Source organism: Limnomicrobium aquaticum (assembly GCF_040545545.1).
In the GTDB taxonomy this organism is placed as follows: domain Bacteria; phylum Pseudomonadota; class Alphaproteobacteria; order Rhizobiales; family Rhizobiaceae; genus Ensifer_A; species Ensifer_A aquaticum.
Map to the genome: position 1 here is coordinate 79,425 of NZ_JBEPMB010000005.1, position 17,700 is coordinate 97,124.

Here is a 17,700-nt window from a genome sequence, read left to right on the forward strand (position 1 = left end):
TCTGCAAATGACCCAGAAATCCAAAGCAGAAAGCCCACCGAAACATCCGTTTCGGTGGGCTTTCTTTTGTCTCATGTTGCGGAACTACGAGTTCCGGCTGAGATAGGCGGAAATGGCAGCGGCGACCTGATCGGGGTTTAGGTTACCCATCTGCGTGTCGACCAATGCGCCCAGCTGAGCGTTGGTCAGGGCGTCGATGCTGGCGGTCGACAGACCCTTTACGCCGCTCGAGCTCAGCGCCGAAATTTCACCCGATGTGAAGGTCGCGAGCGAGCCTTGTGTCAGCGCAGCCACCTGCTGCGAAGTCAGTCCGGCGATCTGGCCGGATGAGAGCGCATCGGCCTGCGCCGTCGTCAGGGCCGCGATTACCTGCGTGCCGAGACCGGATACCGCACCGCTGGTGAGCGCCTGCATGGCCTGCGTGGAGAGAAGAGCGACATCGTCGGTGCCGAGGCCGGCCGCCTGGATCGCGTTGAGCGCGCCGAGCTGCGTCGTCGTCAAGGCCTGAACCTGCGCAGTGCTCAGCGCGACGACCTGGTTGTAGGTCAGCGCACCCACCTGTCCGGTCGAGAGACCTGCGATCTGACCCGTAGTCAGGCTGCCGATGATGGCAGTCGACAGGCCCTTGAACGCGGAGGGGCTTAGAAGGCCGATTTCCGTGTTGCTGAGCACGGCGAAATCGGCGGTGGAGAAGCCTGCAAGGCCGTCGGCGTTCAATGCTGCGAGTTGCGCGGTCGACATCGCGTCGATCTGCGCGGGGCTCATGGCGGCGACCTGCGTTGATGTCAGGCCGGAGACGCCCTTGGTGCCGAGTGCGGCGATTTCAGCCGCAGAGAGCGAGGCGATGTAGGCCGCCGGCAGGCCGGCGATGCCGGCCGAGCTGATCGATGCCAGCTCGCCCGTCGAGAGGGTCTGCAGGTCGGCCGTCGTCAGGCCGACAAGCGCTTGCGAGGTCAGTGCCGCGATCTGCGTCGAGGAGAAGGCCTCGAATTGTTCCAAGCGCATGGCGGCGAGCTGAGTGCTTGTCAGACCCGAGACGCCGGTGGCGCTGAGTGCCGTGATCTGGCCTGTGGTCAGCGCATTGATATCGGCCGACGTGAGCGCTGCGACCTGATCCGATGTCAGGGCAGCGACCTGTGTATTGGTCAGGGCGTGGATCTGGTCGGTGGAAAGCGCAGCAATCTGGGCCGTCGTCATGCCAGAAACGCCGGCCGTGCTGAGTGCCGCCAGCTGTCCGGTGGAGAGTGTGGCAAGCGCTGCGGTCGTCAAGCCGGCAATGCCGGTGGCGCTGATCGCTGCCACTTCAGCGGTGGTGAACGTGCCGAGACCGTCGGAGGTCAGTACGGCGATTTGCCGTGAGCCAAGCGCTGCGATCTGCGTGCTGGTCAGCGCATCGACCTGGTCGGTCGTCATGGCGGCGATCTGTGCGGTCGAAAGGCCGGACACTGCGGGGCCGCTGATGGCGGCAACCTGTTCGCGGGTGAGCGAGGCAATGATCGCCGTCGACAGACCGGCAATCGCGCCCGAACTGATCGCCGCGATATCACCGGTCGACAGAAGATCGAAATTGGCGGAGCTGATCACCGAGAGCTGGTCGGAAGAAAGGGCGCCGATCTGGGTGGAGGAGAGCGCGTTGATCTGGTCGGCGGTCATGCCGGCCACCTGCGCCGTGGAAAGGCCGGATATGGCCGTGGTCGAGAGTGCCGCAGTCTGCGCCGTCGTCAGCGCGGCAATCGATGCAGTTGGCAGAACGGACACCTGTCTCGCCGTCAGGGCGCCGATCTGGGTCGTGGTGAGCGCGTAGAGCTGATCGCTGCGGAGAGCCGAAATCTGTGCGGTCGACAGGGCCGAAATGGCCGCTGTCCCCAGCGCCGAAACTTGATCGTTGGTCAGGCTTGCAATGACGGCGGTAGACAGTCCGGCGATGCCGTTCGCGCTGATGGCGGCGAGGTCCGCAGTCGAGAAGGTTTCCAGATCCTGCGAAGGAAGAGCCGCGATCTGCCGCGAGCTCAACTGACCGACCTGGCCGGATGTCAGCGCCTCGGCTTGCTCGGTGGTAAGAGCAGCAATCTGGTCAGTGGTCAGGCCGCCGATGCTGGCAGTCGCAAGGACAGCGATCTGGTCCGTGGACAGGGCGGCGATGTCTTCCAGCGAAAGCACCGAAATCTGGCGAGAGGTCAGAGCACCGGCCTGTGTCGTCGTCAACGCTGCGATCTGCCCCGTACTCAGCGTTGCGATCTGCAGAGTTGTCAGTCCAGGGACCGCTGTCCCGCTCAAGGCTGCAATCTGCTCGGTCGGCAAGGCAGCCAGAACTGTCGTCGAAATCCCTGCGACTGCCGATGAGGAAAGCGCTGCGACGCTGCCGGTTGACAGCGCGGCAAAGTCATCCGTCTGCAGGACTGCAACCTGCATGGACGTCAGCGCGCCGATCTGCGTCGTGGTGAGAGCTGCGATCTGTACCGTGGTGAGGGCTGCGACCTGTGCGGTGGTGAGGCCGGCAATCACTGTCGTGCTGAGCGATGCGATCTGTTCTGCGGTCAGCGAGGAGACCGAGCCGGTGCCGAGCGAGTCGATCTGGCGCGAATTGAGGGCTGCAAACTGCCCGGTCGACATGGCCTGGAACTGTGCGCTGCTGAAGGCGCCGATCTGCGCGGTGGTTAGACCGGCAACCGCGGCCGTGCTGATCGCCGCGGCCTGATCCAGCGAAAGAGCTGCAATGGCCGCCGTGGTGAAGCCGGAAATGCCGACGGCACTGATAGCCGCCATGGCTTCCAGCGAGATCGCCGGAATATCGTCCGTTGTGAAGGCGGAAAGCTGCCTCGACGTCAGCGACGCATATTGCTGGGTTGTCAGGCCGCCGATCTGCGTGCTGCTGAGCGCGCCGATCTGCGCCGTCGTCAATCCTGCGATACCGGTCGAACTGATGGCTGCAAGCTGTTGAGGCGTCAGGGCTGTTATGTCACTCGCACCGAGAGCGGTGATCTGGCTTGCCGTCATGCCGCCGAGCTGGCTGTTGGTGAGCGCTGAGACCTGCGTCGCTGTCAGCGCGTTTACCTGCTGCGTCGTTAGTCCTGCGATGGCTACCGAGCCGATGGAGCCGATCTGGCGCGTGGAAAGGCTCGCGACGACAGCCGTCGAAAGCCCCCCAATCGACGCGGATGTCAGCGACGCCATGTCCTGCGTCGAGAAGGTCGCGACGGCATCGGAGCTCATGGCCGCGAGCTGCGCCGAGCTGAGGGCGCCGACCTGGATCGGGGTCATGGCTTCGATCTGCGTTGTGGTCATCGCGCTGATCTGGCGCGTCGAAAGACCTGCAATGCCCGCAGTCGACAGGAATGCGATCTGAGTTGTGGTCAGCTGCGAGATCACGTCCGTTGTGAGGCCACGGATCGCAGTTGAACTGATGGCGGCCATGTCGCGCGAGGAAAATGTCGCGATACTGGCACTCCCGAGGACAGACATCTGGGTCGAATTCATCGCCGCTATCTGGTCGGGGTTGAGCGCCGCCATCTGGTCGGTTGTCATGGCACCCAGTTGCTGGGTGGTCAGGCCGGCGACGCTGGCCGGTGCCAGGACTGCGATCTGCGCCGTCGAAAGTGTCCCGATGGCGGCTGTCGAAAGTACGGCGATCTGCCGTGAGGTGAAGGCTGCGAATTGCGTGGCGGTCATGGCCTGCATCTGCGCCGTCGTCAGAGACACGACCTGACGGGTGGAGAGGCCCTGTATGCCGAACGTGCTCAGAGAGGCGATCTGTGTCGTGGTCAGACCGGCAATGGCAGCTGTCGATAGTGACGCGATCGCATCAGAGCCTATGGCCGCGATGTCTTTCGTCGAGAAGGTTGCGATATCGCCGGCATCCAGAACGGCCAGTTGCGAGGAGGTGAGAGCGCCCACCTGGCCGGCGACAAATGCCTCCATCTGGGCCGACGTCATGCTATTGATCTGTTGGGTCGACAGAGCTGCCACGGCGCGGGTGCTGATCGCTGCGATCTGGGCGCTGGAGAGCGTGGCCAGAACATCCGTCGTGATGCCGCCGATCGCGGTCGACGCAATGGAGGCCATATCCTTGGTCGAGAAGGTTGCCAGGGCATCCGAACTCAGCACCGAAAGCTGGTCGCTGGACAGTACGCCAACCTGCGTAGGGGTGAGCGCCTCAATTTGTGCTGTCGTCAGTGCCACGATCTGCTTGGTGGACAGCCCCGCCAGCGCGACGCTGCTGATGGCAGCAATTTGCGTGGTGGAAAGTGCCGCAAGGTCGGCTGATGTGAGGATGCCGACCTGATCCGATCTCAGGGCGGCGATCTGGCGGGTATCGAGGGCCGCCAGCTGGGTTGATGTCATGACATCGACCTGAACGGTCGCCAGACTCGTGATTGTCGATGTGCCCAGCGCTGCAATCTGCGCGCTGGAGAGTGTGACAAGAACGTCGGTCGAAAGGCCGGTAATGGCGGCAGGCGCAATCGCTGCCATATCCTTCGTGGTGAAGGTCGCCAGCGCCTGGGTGTTCAGTGCCGCAAGCTGCGTGGAGCTGAGAGACGCAATCTGCGTGGGAATGAACGCGTCTACCTGCGTAGTCGTCAACGACGCGACCTGCCGGCTTGAAAGGCCGGCAATGCCGACCCCGCTCAGGGCCGCGATCTGCGCTGTGGAGAAGAGGGCGAGATTGTCGGTGCTGAGAACGGCGACCTGTGCCGAGGTCAGCGCGGCGATCTGCCGGGTCCCAAGCGCCATGATCTGATCGCTGGTGAGCGCCGAAATCTGGTCCGAAGTCAGCGCGCTGATGGCGAGCGTTCCAATCGCGGCCATCTGTGTGGTTGAGAGCGCGCCGATGTCATCCAGCGACAGCGCCTTCGCCTGCACCGACGACAGCATGACGAGCTGGCTCGTCGCCAATGCCGCAACCTGTGCCGTCGACAGCGCGGATATCTGATCCGACGTCAGGCGGGCAATGGCGGCCGGGCTGATGGCAGCGATTTGCTCGGTCGAAAGCGCAGCGATGGCATCAGTCGAAATTCGCGCGATCGACGCCGTCGGGATGGCTGCGATATCCGCTGTGGAGAACTTCGAAATGTCCGTCGGGTCGAGGACCGCAAACTGATCGGTCGACATGACGGCGATCTGGCTTGCTGTCAGCGCCTCGACCTGGCTGGTGGAGAGAGCATTGATCTGGCTGGTCCGCATCGCCCCGATTGCGGCCGTTGTCAGGGCGGCGATCTGGTCGGAGGACAGGGCGGCTATCTGGTCGGTGGTCAGACCCGAAACGTTTGCAGCCAGGATCGCGCCAATATCCGCCGTTGAAAACGTTGCAATACCGTCGGCGGAAATTGCCCCGATCTGCAACGAGGTCAGAGCTCTCACCTGCTGCGACGTGAGGGCTGCGGCCTGCGCAGTCGAGAAGACCGCCAGTTGATCGGTCGTCAGCCCGCTGATGCCGGCGGCACTCAGGGCGGCAATCTTGTCGGTCGATAGCAGTGCGATCTTGTCGGTCCCCAGGGCGGCGAGGCGACTGCCGCTGAGCGCCGACATCTGGCTGGTCGTCAGCGCGTGGACCTGTCCCGAACTCAGGGCTGCAATCTGCGTGGTCAGCAGCTGGGCGATCGAACCCGTGCTCAGCGCTGCCACCTGCTCGTCCGTCATCGCGGCCAATGCCGTGGTCGAGAGGCCGGTGATGCTCTGGCTTGCCAGTGCTGCAATATCGGCCGTCGGGAGCGCTGCGATATCGTCCGTGCCCAACGCGGAGAGTTGCGCGGAGGAGAGGACTGCAGCCTGCGTGGGGACCAGCGCGCCGATCTGCCGCGCTGACAATGCAGCAATTTGCGCAGTCGAGAGCGCAGCAATAGCGCGCGTGCTCAGCGCTGCGATCTGGGCCGACGTCAATGCGCCGAGCGCCGACGAGGATAGGCCTTGGATGGCGGTGCTGGAGAGCGCGGCAATCTTCGATATATCTATTGCGCCGATTGCGTCGGCACTGAAGGCGGACAGCTGGACCGATGTCAGGCCGGCGACCTGAAAGACGGTCAAGGCGCCTATTTGTCCGGTCGAAAGACCGGAAATCTGTGCTGTCGTGAGACCTGCGACCGCACCAGTTGCCAGCGCCGAAATCCTGTCAGGCGAAAGCGCTGCCAGATCCTGCGGGTCGATAGCGGGAAGTTGCATACGCGTCAGCGCCGCGATCTGGCTTCCGGAAAAGGTCGTAAACTGCGCGGCGGTCATCGCCGTCAGTTGCGCAGACGTGAGCCCGGGAATGGCGGCAGGTGAAAGCGCGGCGATCTGAGCCGTCGAAAGCGCTGCCAGCGCATCCGTTCGCATCCCGGAGAGGCCATTTGTCGTCAATGCGGCCAGGGTCTGGGTTGTCAGCACCGAGATATGATCCGTGTCCAGCGCAGCAATCTGCCGGGCGCTGAATCCACGGATCTGAATCGTGTTGAAGGCCGCGACCTGATCCGTGGAAAGCGTCTGGATCTGGGTCGGAGTGAGGCCGCCTATGGCCGGCCCGCTGATCGCGGCAATCTGTGCCGTGCCCAACGCCGCGACCTGCGCGGTGGAGAATGCCGCGATCTGGTTGGCGCTGAGTCGCCAGACCTGGTCTGCCGTGAGCGCCGCGACCTGCTCTGTCGTCAGGGCGGCGATCTGATCGATCTTGAGGCGGGTGACGGCAATCGTCGTCAAGGCGGCAAGCTGATCGGTCGAAAGAACGTCGATCAAGGCCGAAGACAGGCCGGAAATCGCATCGCTGCTGATTGCAGCGATGTCGTCGGTCGAGAAACGCCGGATGTCGTCGGCGTCCAGCGCCCCGATCTGCCCTGCGTTCAGGGACGAGATCTGCGCTGGAGAGAGATTGGCCACCTGGTCGGGAGAAAGCGCGGCGATCTGACCGGAGGTCATGCCGCCGATTGCAGAGAGCGAGAATGCCGAGATCTGGTCGCCCGACAGCGACGCCAATACATCTGTTGCAAGACCGGCGATGGCCCTGCTTGACAGCGCGGTGATCTTTCCGGTCGAGAAGGCTGCGAGATCATCGGCGCCGAGTACTGCAACCTGATCCGAATTGATAAAGAGAGCCTGCTGCACCGTCAGCGCGGCGACCTGGTCGGTCGACAAGGCCGCAAAGACGCCGGAGTTGAGGCCGCTGATCATCCGCGAATTGATCGCGGCGATCTGCTCCGTCGAGAGTGCGCCGATCGCGCGCTGTGACAGGACATTGATTTGCGAGGCTTTCAGCGCGCCCATCTGGATTGTCGAGAAGGCTGCAATCTGCGCCGTCGACAAGGCCATGATCTGATCGGACGAGAGCACGGCAAGGGCTGCGGTCGAGATCGCAGCCGTTTGGGGCGCGCTCAGCCGCGCCAGAGCGTCAGCGCTCAGCCCGCCGATGGCGGTCCACGAGATGGATGCGATATCCGCAGTCGAGAAAACGGCTATTTCGTCCGGCGTTAGGGCCGCCAGCTGTCGGGACGTAAGGCCGGAGACCTGACTTGAGGTGAAGGCAGCCACTTGGTCCGTGTTCAGACCTGCTAGCTGGCGGGTCGTCAAAGACGCAACCTGACTCTGTGTCAGGCTCTCGATATCGGCCGTGTCAAGAACGGCAAGCTGGTCGAGGCTGAGGCCGACAAGGGCGCCGTTGCTGATGGCGCGCAGCTGGCCGGATGACAAAACATCGACGTCCTCGGTATCCAGAGCCGCGATCTGCTCGGAAGACAGGAATGCGATCTGCTGAGTCGATAGCGATGCGACATCATCCGTCGTCCACGCGGCTACAGCCGCTGTTGACATGGATCTTATCTGGCTGGGAGTAAGCGTTGAGGCAGTCGAGGTCATGCTTTGGCCCGGTGTTCATCCATCGTCGTCGACAAGTCATTTGTCTGGAAGCATGGTTCGACCCTAGGCGGGCTGGCTTGCTTGAAGCTGTTCGGCGGGCCCTCGCTACCGGCAAATCCACGAAGCTTTGGCGAGCCGAAATGCGCCCGCGAGGCGACAGATTTGATTTCTGATATTGGTCAAAAAATCTTGTGTCCGGCGTTTTGTACTTTCCAGACTTTTCGCTGCGCGATAACACTGTTTCGAAATTGCCGCATACCTGGGCAAGAAATCTAGCAGCATGAGCGGACATGGAAACGCGCGTACTCTACATCGATGACGACGTTCCTCTCGCGCATCTGGTCAGGCGCAATCTGGGCCGTTCCAATCATGATGTGATCCACGTCCATGATGCCGATCAGGCGGTCGAGAGGCTGCAGAGCGAGCCGTTCGATGTCGTGGTGCTGGATCACTATCTGGCGAATGTGACCGGACTGGAGATCCTGCGCCGCTTCCGCGAGGCAGGGATTGCGACCCCTGTTGTCTATGTCACCGGCTCCAGCGAGGCGCGCATCGCAGTCGAGGCGCTCAAGAGCGGCGCCTCGGACTATGTGATCAAGAACGCGAGCGAGGACTTTCTTTCTCTTCTGGCGGATGCGGTTGTGAACACCGTCGCGAATGCCCGGCTGCGCAAGGCCAAGGAAGAGGCGGACGAGGAGACGAGACGGGCCAAGGAGAGGGCGGAAGCGCTGCTGGCCGAAATGAACCATCGTGTGGCCAACAGCCTTGCCCTCGTCACCAGCCTCCTGCGCCTGCAGGCCGGCTCGGCCCAGCATGACGAGACCCGTCAGGTTCTCCAGGAGACCCAGAATCGCATCGCGGCCATTGCCGGCATGCATCGCAGCCTCTATTCGAACGACAAGATCAGCTCCGTGGACATGAAGCCTTATCTTGGCGCGCTTGCCGCCGATCTCGCCGAGACGGTCGGCGCTGCGGAGACGCGGTTACGCATTTCGGTTGATCTTGACGACATAGAGCTTGCCGCCGACAAGGCCGTATCTGTCGGAATGATCGTCACGGAACTTGCCACGAATGCGCTGAAATATGCCTATGCCGAGGGCGAAGAGGGGGAAATCCGAATCGTCTTCAGGCGGGTCGATGAAGCGAATGCCCGGCTCGCTGTCGAGGACGATGGCGCGGGTCTCGCATCGTCGTCCGAGACCAAACCGGGCAACCGCAAGACCGGCCTCGGGACCCGTATCGTTCGCTCCATGGCCGATGCGATCGGGAACGGTATCAGCTATCCGACGACGGTGAAGGGAACGGTAGCTGAGGTGCTGGTTCTTCTCAACTGAGTTTCAGCCTGGAGACATGTGGCCGGGGCGGAAGCCGTCCTTGTGTCAGCAATCCCATGAAAACAAAGAAATAGACCGCTTCAGTGTATTTCTCAAACGCTGAAGCGGTCTATTTGTTTGCTCGACCGGAAACGGCCGGCGCTGGGAGCGCCGGCCTGAATTCCCATGTTCAGGGCTTGGGAGCGGGAGCGGTCGTGCCGCCCGAGGTGCCCGTGGTTCCGGAGGCGCCATTGGGGCTGGTGTTGCCGGCCGGAGCCGCGCCGGTGGTTGAGCCTGCGCCGCCGTTGTTGGTCACGGGGACTTCCGGCTTCGTGTAGTCGGGACGGGCCGTCAGGGCATCCTTGGTCAGTTGCGTCTTGGCCTGGAGGTTGCCGTTGCCGTCAGCCGTGATGGTGACATCCTGCGGCGTCAGGGCAACGCGCTTGGAGCCGATGCCCAGGAAGCCGCCGACATCAACGACGTAGTTGGTCACCTGGCCCTCACCGCTCAACACGAGATCGTCGATCTTGCCGATGCTGTTATTCGTGGCATCCATGACCGTGGCGCCGATAATATTGGACGCGGTCACGTTCTGACCATACATCGCGGTGCCTGCGGCGCCAGCGCCCGGAGCTGTCGTTGCCGCGCCCGTCGTCGTACCCGTTGTGGTCGTCATAGGGGTCGTGCCGCTCTTGGTGGTGCCGGAATCGGCAGCCATGACGGGGACCGCGATGGAGGCCGCGAGAAAGGTCGAAGCAATCAGGGTCTTGAACATCGGATGTCTCCTTTTCGTTTGTTGTCTTTCCGGTCAGGAGACAGCGTGTCTGCCTGACTGGTCACATCAACCGAACGTCTGCGCAAAGAAGTGGTTCCGAAGTTTTGCGCAAAAGAGGGGAGATCGTATTTCGTCAGATGAGCGGGCGAGGACCAGCCGGTGGAGGTTCCCACTCGGCCAGCGCACACAAACCCTCCGGATCAAGCACCTCGCAGGCGCGACCGCGCCAGACGATCAGCTTGCGCTGCGCCAGCCGCTTCAACGTCTTGTTGGTGTGGACCAGCGACAGGCCGAGCGTATCGGCAATCAGGTTCTGGCTCAGCGGTATCTGCGCGTTCGTTGGGACCAAAAGGCCCGATCTGAGCCCGCGATAATAGAGGAAGACGATGAGATAAGCTGCCCGCTCCAACGCAGTGCGCTGGCCGAGACTGAGCATGTGGCCGTCCAGGATGCGTTCTTCCCGAGAGGCGATCCAGGTGACATCGAAAGCGAGGTCGGCCGATTTTTCGAAGATCGTCAGAAAACGGCTGCGCTCGAAGACGCAAAGGCGCATCGGCGTCAGCGCCTCGACACTGTGGTCCATTTCCTGAAGCAGCGCACCCTGCAGGCCGATGAGATCGCCGGGCACCAGATAGTTCAGGATCTGCCGCCTCCCATCTTCAAGCGACTTGTAGCGGAATCCCCATCCCTCCAGGACCGTATAGAGATGCGGGCTGAACGTGCCCTCCGAAATCAGGTTCATGCCGGGCTCGCAGCGCATTTCTCCCGACTTGAAATCGCCGATCAGCTTGGCCTCGTCGGCGGACATGGAGCGGAAGCCGCTCATGCGCCGCAATTGGCAGCGATCGCATTTGATCATTGGGGGGCTTGCCGGTGTATCCATTTCAACACCCTTCGACTTTTTGTTGTCTGCTCGATCCGGGTTCATCTACAGGTTCAAAAAAAGCACATGCGGAATATGTCTTTTTTAAATGACGGACGCGCCATTTTGGCGTCAGTTGGCGCCATACGGTAGGGCGTACGGGCACGAGAGTCGACCCGCCTGACCCCCTTGACGCTCCTTCGTGGAGCCTTGATAGAGATGAGTTCAAATCCGACATGGTAGACAAACGTCCCGCGATCCTCATCGCCGAAGATCAGATGTTCATTGCTTTCGAGGCTGAGCGCATTCTCTCGGAAGCTTTTGATTGCGAAGTAGAAATCTGCCGCAGAGATCGTCTGTCAGCTGCCCTCGCGGAGAGTGCGTTCGACATCGTCATTCTCGAATTCGTTGGTCATGAGCGTGAAGACCGGCATTATGTTTTTCTGGTCAGGCAGGCTGGTGCGCAACCAGTCTTTCTGACCGCCACCGACGATCATTGGGGGATGTCGGAGGTTTTTCCGGATGTCCCGACAATTAGAAAGCCTTTCAACGACACGGAGGTCCGCGCCATTATCGGGGACCTGCTCGTCAGCAGAGGGAAGGACGTGCATCGCGGTTCTCCCGACACCCTTGCGCCACTCTAGCAAAGTCTTCGGCGCCAGCGATGTCGGCACGCAGGCTGAACACCGCTGCACAACACGCCAGCATGATCATACCGAGACCGTATGCCTGAGCACCGCCGCGATATGTGGTTCCGGGCCGTAGTCGCTCTCGCCGTCGATCCCCAGCAATTCCTGAAGCCGGCCACGAGCGCGATTGATGCGGCTCTTGATGGTTCCCACTGCACACCCGCAGATATTGGCCGCTTCCTCATAGGAGAACCCGGATGCGCAAACCAGGATGATCGCTTCGCGCTGATCCTCGGCGAGCTTGTTGAGCGCGGTCATGAAATCCTTCATGTCCATCGAGCCGATCTGGTTGGGGTGAACCGACATCTGCTCCGTATATGTGCCTTCGGCATCAGAGATCTCGCGGCCGCGCTTGCGCATCTGTGAATAGAACTCGTTGCGCAAGATCGTGAATAGCCAGGCCTTCATATTCGTGCCCAACTCAAAGCTGTCCTGGCGCGACCATGCGCGTACAACGGCCTCCTGCACAAGGTCGTCTGCCTTGTCGTGGGTGCCGGTCAAAGAAATGGCAAAGGCGCGGAGGCTCGGCAGGGTCTTGAGCAGTTCTCGCTTGAACTGCAACTGGTGGCTCTCTGTATCAGCCATAAGATCACACCTCTGGTGTCTGCTTGCCCGTCTGGGCGCGCTCGGCTTCATCCAGTTTCTCGAGGAGGAGAAGGAGATTGTCCGGAATCCCTTCATTCTCGATATTGGAGTAAAGCTCGCGCAGACGCAGCGCGATCCCATCCTGAACGACGTCTGCCGGCACCTGGCCGTTCAGTCGCTTGTTCACACTCTGAGCATTAGGCTTGTTCATCATCTAGACCGATCAGTGGACGATATGCCGTTAAACGAGGGTTGAGGTGAAAGGTTCCGTCGATTGCCTCGATTTTCGCACATTTTGCGAGAAGTGCGCAATTGGCATCTCCTGTCGGAACTATCGCTCGCCCCATACGTTTCGAGTCCGACAACTAGGGAGAAAGCACATGCTCTACTACGCTCTTCTGTTTCTCGTCGTGGCCATCATTGCGGGCGCGCTGGGTTTCGGTGGTATCGCCGGCGCATCGGTCGGGATTGCCAAGATTCTGTTTTTCGTCTTCCTGATCCTGTTCCTTGCCTCGCTGGTCTTCGGCGGCTTCCGCCGCGCACCATGAGGCCGGTAACAAGTTCGGTCCCAAAGCCCGGGTTCTTCCCGGGCTTTTTCATGTCCGGATCAGAGCGGTGCATCGCTCTTTCCCTTTGCTCATTCGCAGTCCGGACGCAAAAACCGCTTCGCACTTTTGCCGAAATTGCTTCAGGCCTGCTCTGTTTCCACGAACACGATCGAGCGGTCTGATGTATCGAGCAGAGTATCGGCAATCCGACCGTAGGATAGTCGCTCTCCCGCGCGGCGGCTTACGCCGACAATGAGGAGATTATAGCGGCCCCTGCGGGCATGCCTGAGAACGGCGACCTCTGCCGAGCTTCCCTCCTGCAGCGTTTTGGTAATTTTCACGCCGGTCTGCGCGCTGATTTCGTCGATGCGCTCGAAGGCCGCCGCATGGCCGCTTTCCTCGCGGCCGAAACGCGGCCGTTGCTGTGCCTCGTTCGGCTCGAGGATGTATATGACCGAAACGGCACCTCCCGACGGGCGCGCCAGGGCGCAACCGAATTCGACGGCGCGGATCGAGCGTTCGGTGTCGGTGATCGGGATGAGGATGCGCAATTCGTTGTCGGAAACAGGTGTGCGACCCTCGCGCGAAACGACGATGGCCACCGTGCTGGCGAAACCGGCCACGAGCCGGGACACGCGACGGGAAAAGCCGCCGCTTTCGGCGCTGACAGGATCGACGCCGACGAAAAGCAGATCGTGTCCTTTCTCCGCGCTGTCCTTCAGCACGTCCGTTACCTCCGCGCCGTCCCGATGACGGGCGGTGACGTGGATTCCATCCGCCTTCGCACTCTCGTCGCCCTCTTCTTTTGGACGGACTGAACGTTCGCGTAGCCGGGTTGCGAAAGCCTCCGTCTTCTCCCGGAAATCAGATGTCTTGTTGTCTTCTGTGTTCTCGGGTGCGGAGGTTTTGTCCTCGCTTTCTTCGACGTTCAGGATAGTGAGCGGCGTGGCGCGCGCCAGAGCAAAATTTGCCGCCAGACGGCCGGCGAGATCACCACCCGTGGAAAGATCAACCGTCAGAAGCGGGCGTTCGAACCGGTTGAGGAAGCTTGCCGCTTCGAAATCCTCTTTCAGAAGCCGGTTTTCCTCCTCCTCACGTAAAGGCAGGCGGCGAAGCGCCCACCGCAAGGTGGCCGGCATGGCCATCGTGGTGACCAGCGCCATGGCGACGATGGCGGAAAACAGCTGTTCATTGAGGACACCGACACTGAGGCCGATGGTTGCGATGATGACTTCCGTCGATCCGCGCGCGTTCATGCCGGACCCGAGCGCCAGTGCCTCGGCACGCGACAGACCGCTTAGCCTTGCTCCCACAAAGGCGCCGCCGAACTTGCCGATGCTCGCCACGACGATCAGCCCCAGCGTCAGAAGGAGCGCGTCGCGCTCAAAGAGAACTCCGATATCGGTCTTGAGACCGGTGAGGCCGAAAAAGACCGGCATGAACAGCGCGGTGGTCAGTCCGCGCAACTGGGTATCGATCTGCCGGGTCAGGATCGGCGATTCCCCGACAAGGATGCCCGCGACGAAAGCGCCGAGCACGGTGTGAACGCCGATCATGTCAGTCAGCATCGCCATGGCGCCCATGATGGCAATGATCGCCGATAGGACAGGGAGGTCGCTCTTGAAGTTGTCGTTGGTGAGGCGAATGATCTCGAAGACCAGCCGGCGGCCGATGGTAAAGCTGACCACCATGAACACGAGCGTGCCGAACACGCTTGTTCCGATCGATGCAAGGTCGATCGTGCCGGATTTTGCCAGGCTGAAGGTGAAGGCTATGACGACCCAGCCGATCGTGTCGTCAATGATGGCGGAGGCCACGATCAATTGTCCGATATTGCGCCGCAGGAAGTCCATCTCCCGGACGACGGTGGCCACGATCTTGACCGAGGAAATGGCAAGCGCCGTTCCCATGAAGAGAGAGGTGACGATCCTCTGGTCGGGATTGGGGACCAGATGCTGGGGCATGAGTTCGCCGAGAACGAAGCCGCAGGTGAAGGGAACGACAATGCCGGCGAGCGAAATGCTGGCCGCCGAGCGCCGCAAGCGCATGGCAAGCCCGAGATCGGTCTCCATCCCGGCAAGAAGCAGAAGGAAGAGGATGCCAAGTTGGGCCACCGCCTCCGTCATGCTCTTCTGGGCATCCACCTGCGGGAATATGGCTGCCTCGACACCCGGCGCGAAATAGCCGAGGACCGATGGGCCCAGCAGGATGCCACCGATGATCTGCCCCATGATGGAGGGCTGGCCAATACGGACCATCAGCTCGCCGAAAAGCCGGCCGACAACAACGAGCAGGACGATCTGGAATAGAAAGAGGGCTTCCGAATGAGCCGCGGCACCATGCATGAGGTCAGATCTCGTTTCGCTGCTGCATTATCTCAGGCAGGCAAAGATAATGAAGACCAGGCCGGAAACCTGAATGATCGCCTGCGTGGCAGATAGCCAGGTAAGGGCGCGGCCGGAGTGAAGCGGCAGCCCGCTCTCAAGGTCTCCTGCTGCTGAGACCCAATCGGACGACCACTCATCACCGTTAGCAACCGTGTTGGTTTTCTCCCAAGAGATGCGCATGGAATGTCCCCCCATGGTTGCGCGTCATCTGATCTTTTCCTGAAAGCCCACTGCGGTGCGGGAATCGTCGCCCGCCTTCGGCTTGCGCGGATCGATCCGGTTCGTCACGTCGATCGGCTTCATCTTCGCCATCAGGCTCGCATCGAACGTGTTGCAGGAACCCAGGATCCGCATGCCGGGGGTCTTAAGTTTGCGGATTTCCGCCGGCATGTTCGTCTCGCATTGCTGCGCGCGCTCATAGGTGGAGATGCGCACGGGCTCCGAGATGCAATGTGTTGAATTCACAGGGCATGCGACCAAAACCAGTATTGCTGCGACATTGCTCATGTCCGCCTCCAACGTCTGTGCAGCTTTAACGTTTAAGGCGGAAATTTGTTCCGGGGTCAGTTTTTTCCAGTGATCAGCCGATGCACGAAATCGAGTTTTTCGATGACGCGATCGGAGAAGACGAACGGGTAGAGGTCCGGCTGACCAAGGCTCCGGTTGATGGCATTGATCCCGATGGTCAGTTCCACCCAGGCAGCAATGATCCGATCGATCGGCAAGTCCACTCCCGGCACGAAACGCCCGTCCGCGTCTGCCGATTGGACATGGTAGGCATAGGCCGTTTCGAGACCGTCGATGATGTGGAGATAATGCGCCCAGGTCTCGGCGAAGTCTTCCCAGGGGTGGCTGGAAGCGTAGGCGCTGACGAAGTTCTCCTGCCAGTCGGTCGGCGTTCCGTTAGCATAGTGGGCTTCGAGCGCTGCCCCATAGTCCACGGTTTCGTCTCCAAAGACGGCGCGGGCCGCCTCCAGCCTTCCTCCGTTACGGATCAGCAGGTTCCAGTAGTAATGACCGGATTCGTGACGGAAGTGGCCGATGAGAGTGCGCAGCGCTTCGCCCATCGCCTCGCGTGCCGCCTCGCGTTCGGCGGCATCGGCTTCGGCGATGTTGATGGTGATGAGCCCGTTTTCATGCCCCGTCATGACATGGCCGACGTCGGGCGCATCGGCGAGCAGCTCGAAGCCCAACCCTTGTTCCGGGTTCTCCTGGCGGGTCACGATCGGCAGGCCGAGTCTCAGGACGCCGTAGAGGAAATGCCTTTTGGCGGCCTCAAGCTTGGTCCAGCGGTCGACATGGGCCGGATTGGAAAGATCCGGGACCATCTGGTTGAGCGAGCATGCAAAACAGAAACCTTGGCCCTCAAGAGCCGGTGCAAGCCAGTTGCAGCCACAGGTGGCGGCATTGGCGCAGGCCACATAGCCTTCCGGCGGCGTTTCACTGAATGCCCGCATGGTCAGGGCCTGCTTTTCGAAGCCAAGCGAGAAGCCGCAGTTGAGGCAGAGCGCATTGTCGAAATGAACGACAGAACTGCAGTTTTCACAGGTGAACCGGTTCATGAACTGCGGCCTTTCAGGGGTTTGAAACGAGGATATGCGATCGTGCGGGCAAAGGGGAACGAGGCGTTGTTGTTCCGGTCCGTTTGGTCAGGACCTGCCTTCGAGCGGGAATGTCAGTTCGTAGCTGATGTTGTTGTCTTCGACACGGTTGACGGCATAACCACCAAGGGCAGCCGGAACGATGCGCTGCAGGACCGTGCTGGAGAAATGCTGCGTCCAGTCGGACGGCTGCACGATATCGGGGCGCAGCTGCTCGGCCCAGCGAAAAATGATCCGCTGCCCTTCCGGCGTGTCGACCCTGTGGCATTGAACGCGCACGCTGTTTTTCTCGGCCAGGATGTCGCTGTTGGTGATGGCGTTGACGACCAGTTCATGCAGAGCAAGGCCCAGATGCGTTGCGGCATTCGGGGTCAGGTTAATGGGATCGCTTTCGAACGTGACTGCTTCCGGATTGCTGGCGATGTAGCGGCTGATCTGGGCTTTGGCGAGTTCGAGAAAATCGGCACCGCGCCAGCTCGAGGCGGTGACGAGGTCCTGCGATTGTGCCAGCGCGTAGAGCCGGCCGCGAAACTTGGCGAGAAACTCGTCGAGATTGCCGGTAAAACGCGCAGTATGCGATGCAATTCCCTGAACGATCGCCAACAGGTTCTTCGAGCGATGGCTCACCTCCAGCAGAAGAGAGTGGAGGGTCTTTGCCCGCTGGCGCTCCTCGGTCCTGTCAGAGATCGACATGATCACATAATTGCCTTGGCCGGGGATGGCGACCATATGGCTGCGGAACTCGTAGATATTCTCGTCGGCGATTGCGATCTCAAGGTCTGCCTTGTCGCCTGGATTGACGAGCCCAGCGCGCAGGGTTTCCAGTCGGGCCGCAAGTTCGGGTCCAAAAAGGTCGCGATCGGTTGGCCGCTCGGTATATCTCCCCTGCCACCGCGGCGGCAGGCTGGTGATACAAATGCAAAGGCCGGATTGGTCATAGAGGATATAGCAGGCGCCCATGTCGACGAGAGCATGGATGAAGAAGTCGCGCGCCAGCGCGTCGATCTCTCCCGGCTCTACCCATGACAATCGCTTCACTGTTTCATTACCCCGATTTCGGCCGGCGGCGTGTCGTCACGACACCCGCCGGACCGACAGGTCTTCGCTTTTCTTGATAAACCT

The 17,700-nt window shown here is 61.2% G+C and carries 13 protein-coding genes; 3 read left to right on the forward strand and 10 right to left on the reverse strand.

From position 1 onward, the window contains the following. Positions 1–84 precede the first annotated feature (84 nt). Entirely contained in the window at positions 85–7,818 is a 7,734-nt protein-coding gene (locus tag ABID16_RS15835) for a beta strand repeat-containing protein (protein ID WP_494337805.1), read from the reverse strand. A gap of 290 nt (positions 7,819–8,108) precedes the next feature. On the opposite strand from ABID16_RS15835, the gene ABID16_RS15840 reads away from it, so the two are divergent. Then, positions 8,109–9,152, forward strand: a complete 1,044-nt coding sequence (locus ABID16_RS15840) for a sensor histidine kinase (protein WP_354557324.1) — start codon at positions 8,109–8,111, stop codon at positions 9,150–9,152. 169 nt (positions 9,153–9,321) lie between these two features. Here the strand turns inward: ABID16_RS15840 and ABID16_RS15845 are convergent, their stop codons facing one another. Further along, positions 9,322–9,906, reverse strand: coding sequence for a PRC-barrel domain-containing protein (locus ABID16_RS15845; protein ID WP_354557325.1), 585 nt, complete (start codon positions 9,904–9,906; stop codon positions 9,322–9,324). 133 nt (positions 9,907–10,039) lie between these two features. Then, positions 10,040–10,765 (reverse strand): Crp/Fnr family transcriptional regulator, encoded by a 726-nt coding sequence (locus tag ABID16_RS15850; protein ID WP_354557326.1) that lies wholly within the window; start codon positions 10,763–10,765, stop codon positions 10,040–10,042. A 281-nt stretch (positions 10,766–11,046) separates the two neighbouring features. Between ABID16_RS15850 and ABID16_RS15855 the strand changes: the two genes are divergently transcribed. Further along, a complete protein-coding gene (locus ABID16_RS15855) occupies positions 11,047–11,412 on the forward strand; it encodes a hypothetical protein (RefSeq protein ID WP_354557327.1) in 366 nt (121 codons plus the stop codon). Between the two features lie 66 nt (positions 11,413–11,478). Here the strand turns inward: ABID16_RS15855 and ABID16_RS15860 are convergent, their stop codons facing one another. Then, on the reverse strand, positions 11,479–12,042 hold the full coding sequence (locus tag ABID16_RS15860; protein WP_354557328.1) for a sigma-70 family RNA polymerase sigma factor: 564 nt from the start codon (positions 12,040–12,042) through the stop codon (positions 11,479–11,481). 4 nt (positions 12,043–12,046) lie between these two features. Next, a complete protein-coding gene (locus ABID16_RS15865; RefSeq protein WP_354557329.1) occupies positions 12,047–12,256 on the reverse strand; it encodes a NepR family anti-sigma factor in 210 nt (69 codons plus the stop codon). Between the two features lie 166 nt (positions 12,257–12,422). On the opposite strand from ABID16_RS15865, the gene ABID16_RS15870 reads away from it, so the two are divergent. After that, positions 12,423–12,590, forward strand: a complete 168-nt coding sequence (locus tag ABID16_RS15870; RefSeq protein ID WP_112629900.1) for a DUF1328 domain-containing protein — start codon at positions 12,423–12,425, stop codon at positions 12,588–12,590. 140 nt (positions 12,591–12,730) lie between these two features. Here the strand turns inward: ABID16_RS15870 and ABID16_RS15875 are convergent, their stop codons facing one another. From ABID16_RS15875 to ABID16_RS15895, 5 genes are all read right to left on the reverse strand, one after another. Beyond that, positions 12,731–14,935 carry a cation:proton antiporter domain-containing protein gene (locus tag ABID16_RS15875; RefSeq protein WP_354557330.1) on the reverse strand — a complete coding sequence of 735 codons (2,205 nt, stop codon included), beginning with the start codon at positions 14,933–14,935 and terminating at the stop codon, positions 12,731–12,733. A 27-nt stretch (positions 14,936–14,962) separates the two neighbouring features. Next, positions 14,963–15,157: a hypothetical protein gene (locus tag ABID16_RS15880; RefSeq protein ID WP_354557331.1), complete on the reverse strand. Its 195-nt coding sequence runs from the start codon at positions 15,155–15,157 to the stop codon at positions 14,963–14,965. A 24-nt stretch (positions 15,158–15,181) separates the two neighbouring features. Next, complete coding sequence (locus tag ABID16_RS15885) at positions 15,182–15,484, reverse strand: hypothetical protein (RefSeq protein WP_354557332.1); 303 nt, start codon at positions 15,482–15,484, stop codon at positions 15,182–15,184. A gap of 56 nt (positions 15,485–15,540) precedes the next feature. Continuing rightward, positions 15,541–16,539, reverse strand: coding sequence for a zinc-binding metallopeptidase family protein (locus ABID16_RS15890; RefSeq protein WP_354557333.1), 999 nt, complete (start codon positions 16,537–16,539; stop codon positions 15,541–15,543). Between the two features lie 87 nt (positions 16,540–16,626). Continuing rightward, positions 16,627–17,616 (reverse strand): sensor histidine kinase, encoded by a 990-nt coding sequence (locus ABID16_RS15895; protein ID WP_354557334.1) that lies wholly within the window; start codon positions 17,614–17,616, stop codon positions 16,627–16,629. Positions 17,617–17,700 lie beyond the last annotated feature (84 nt).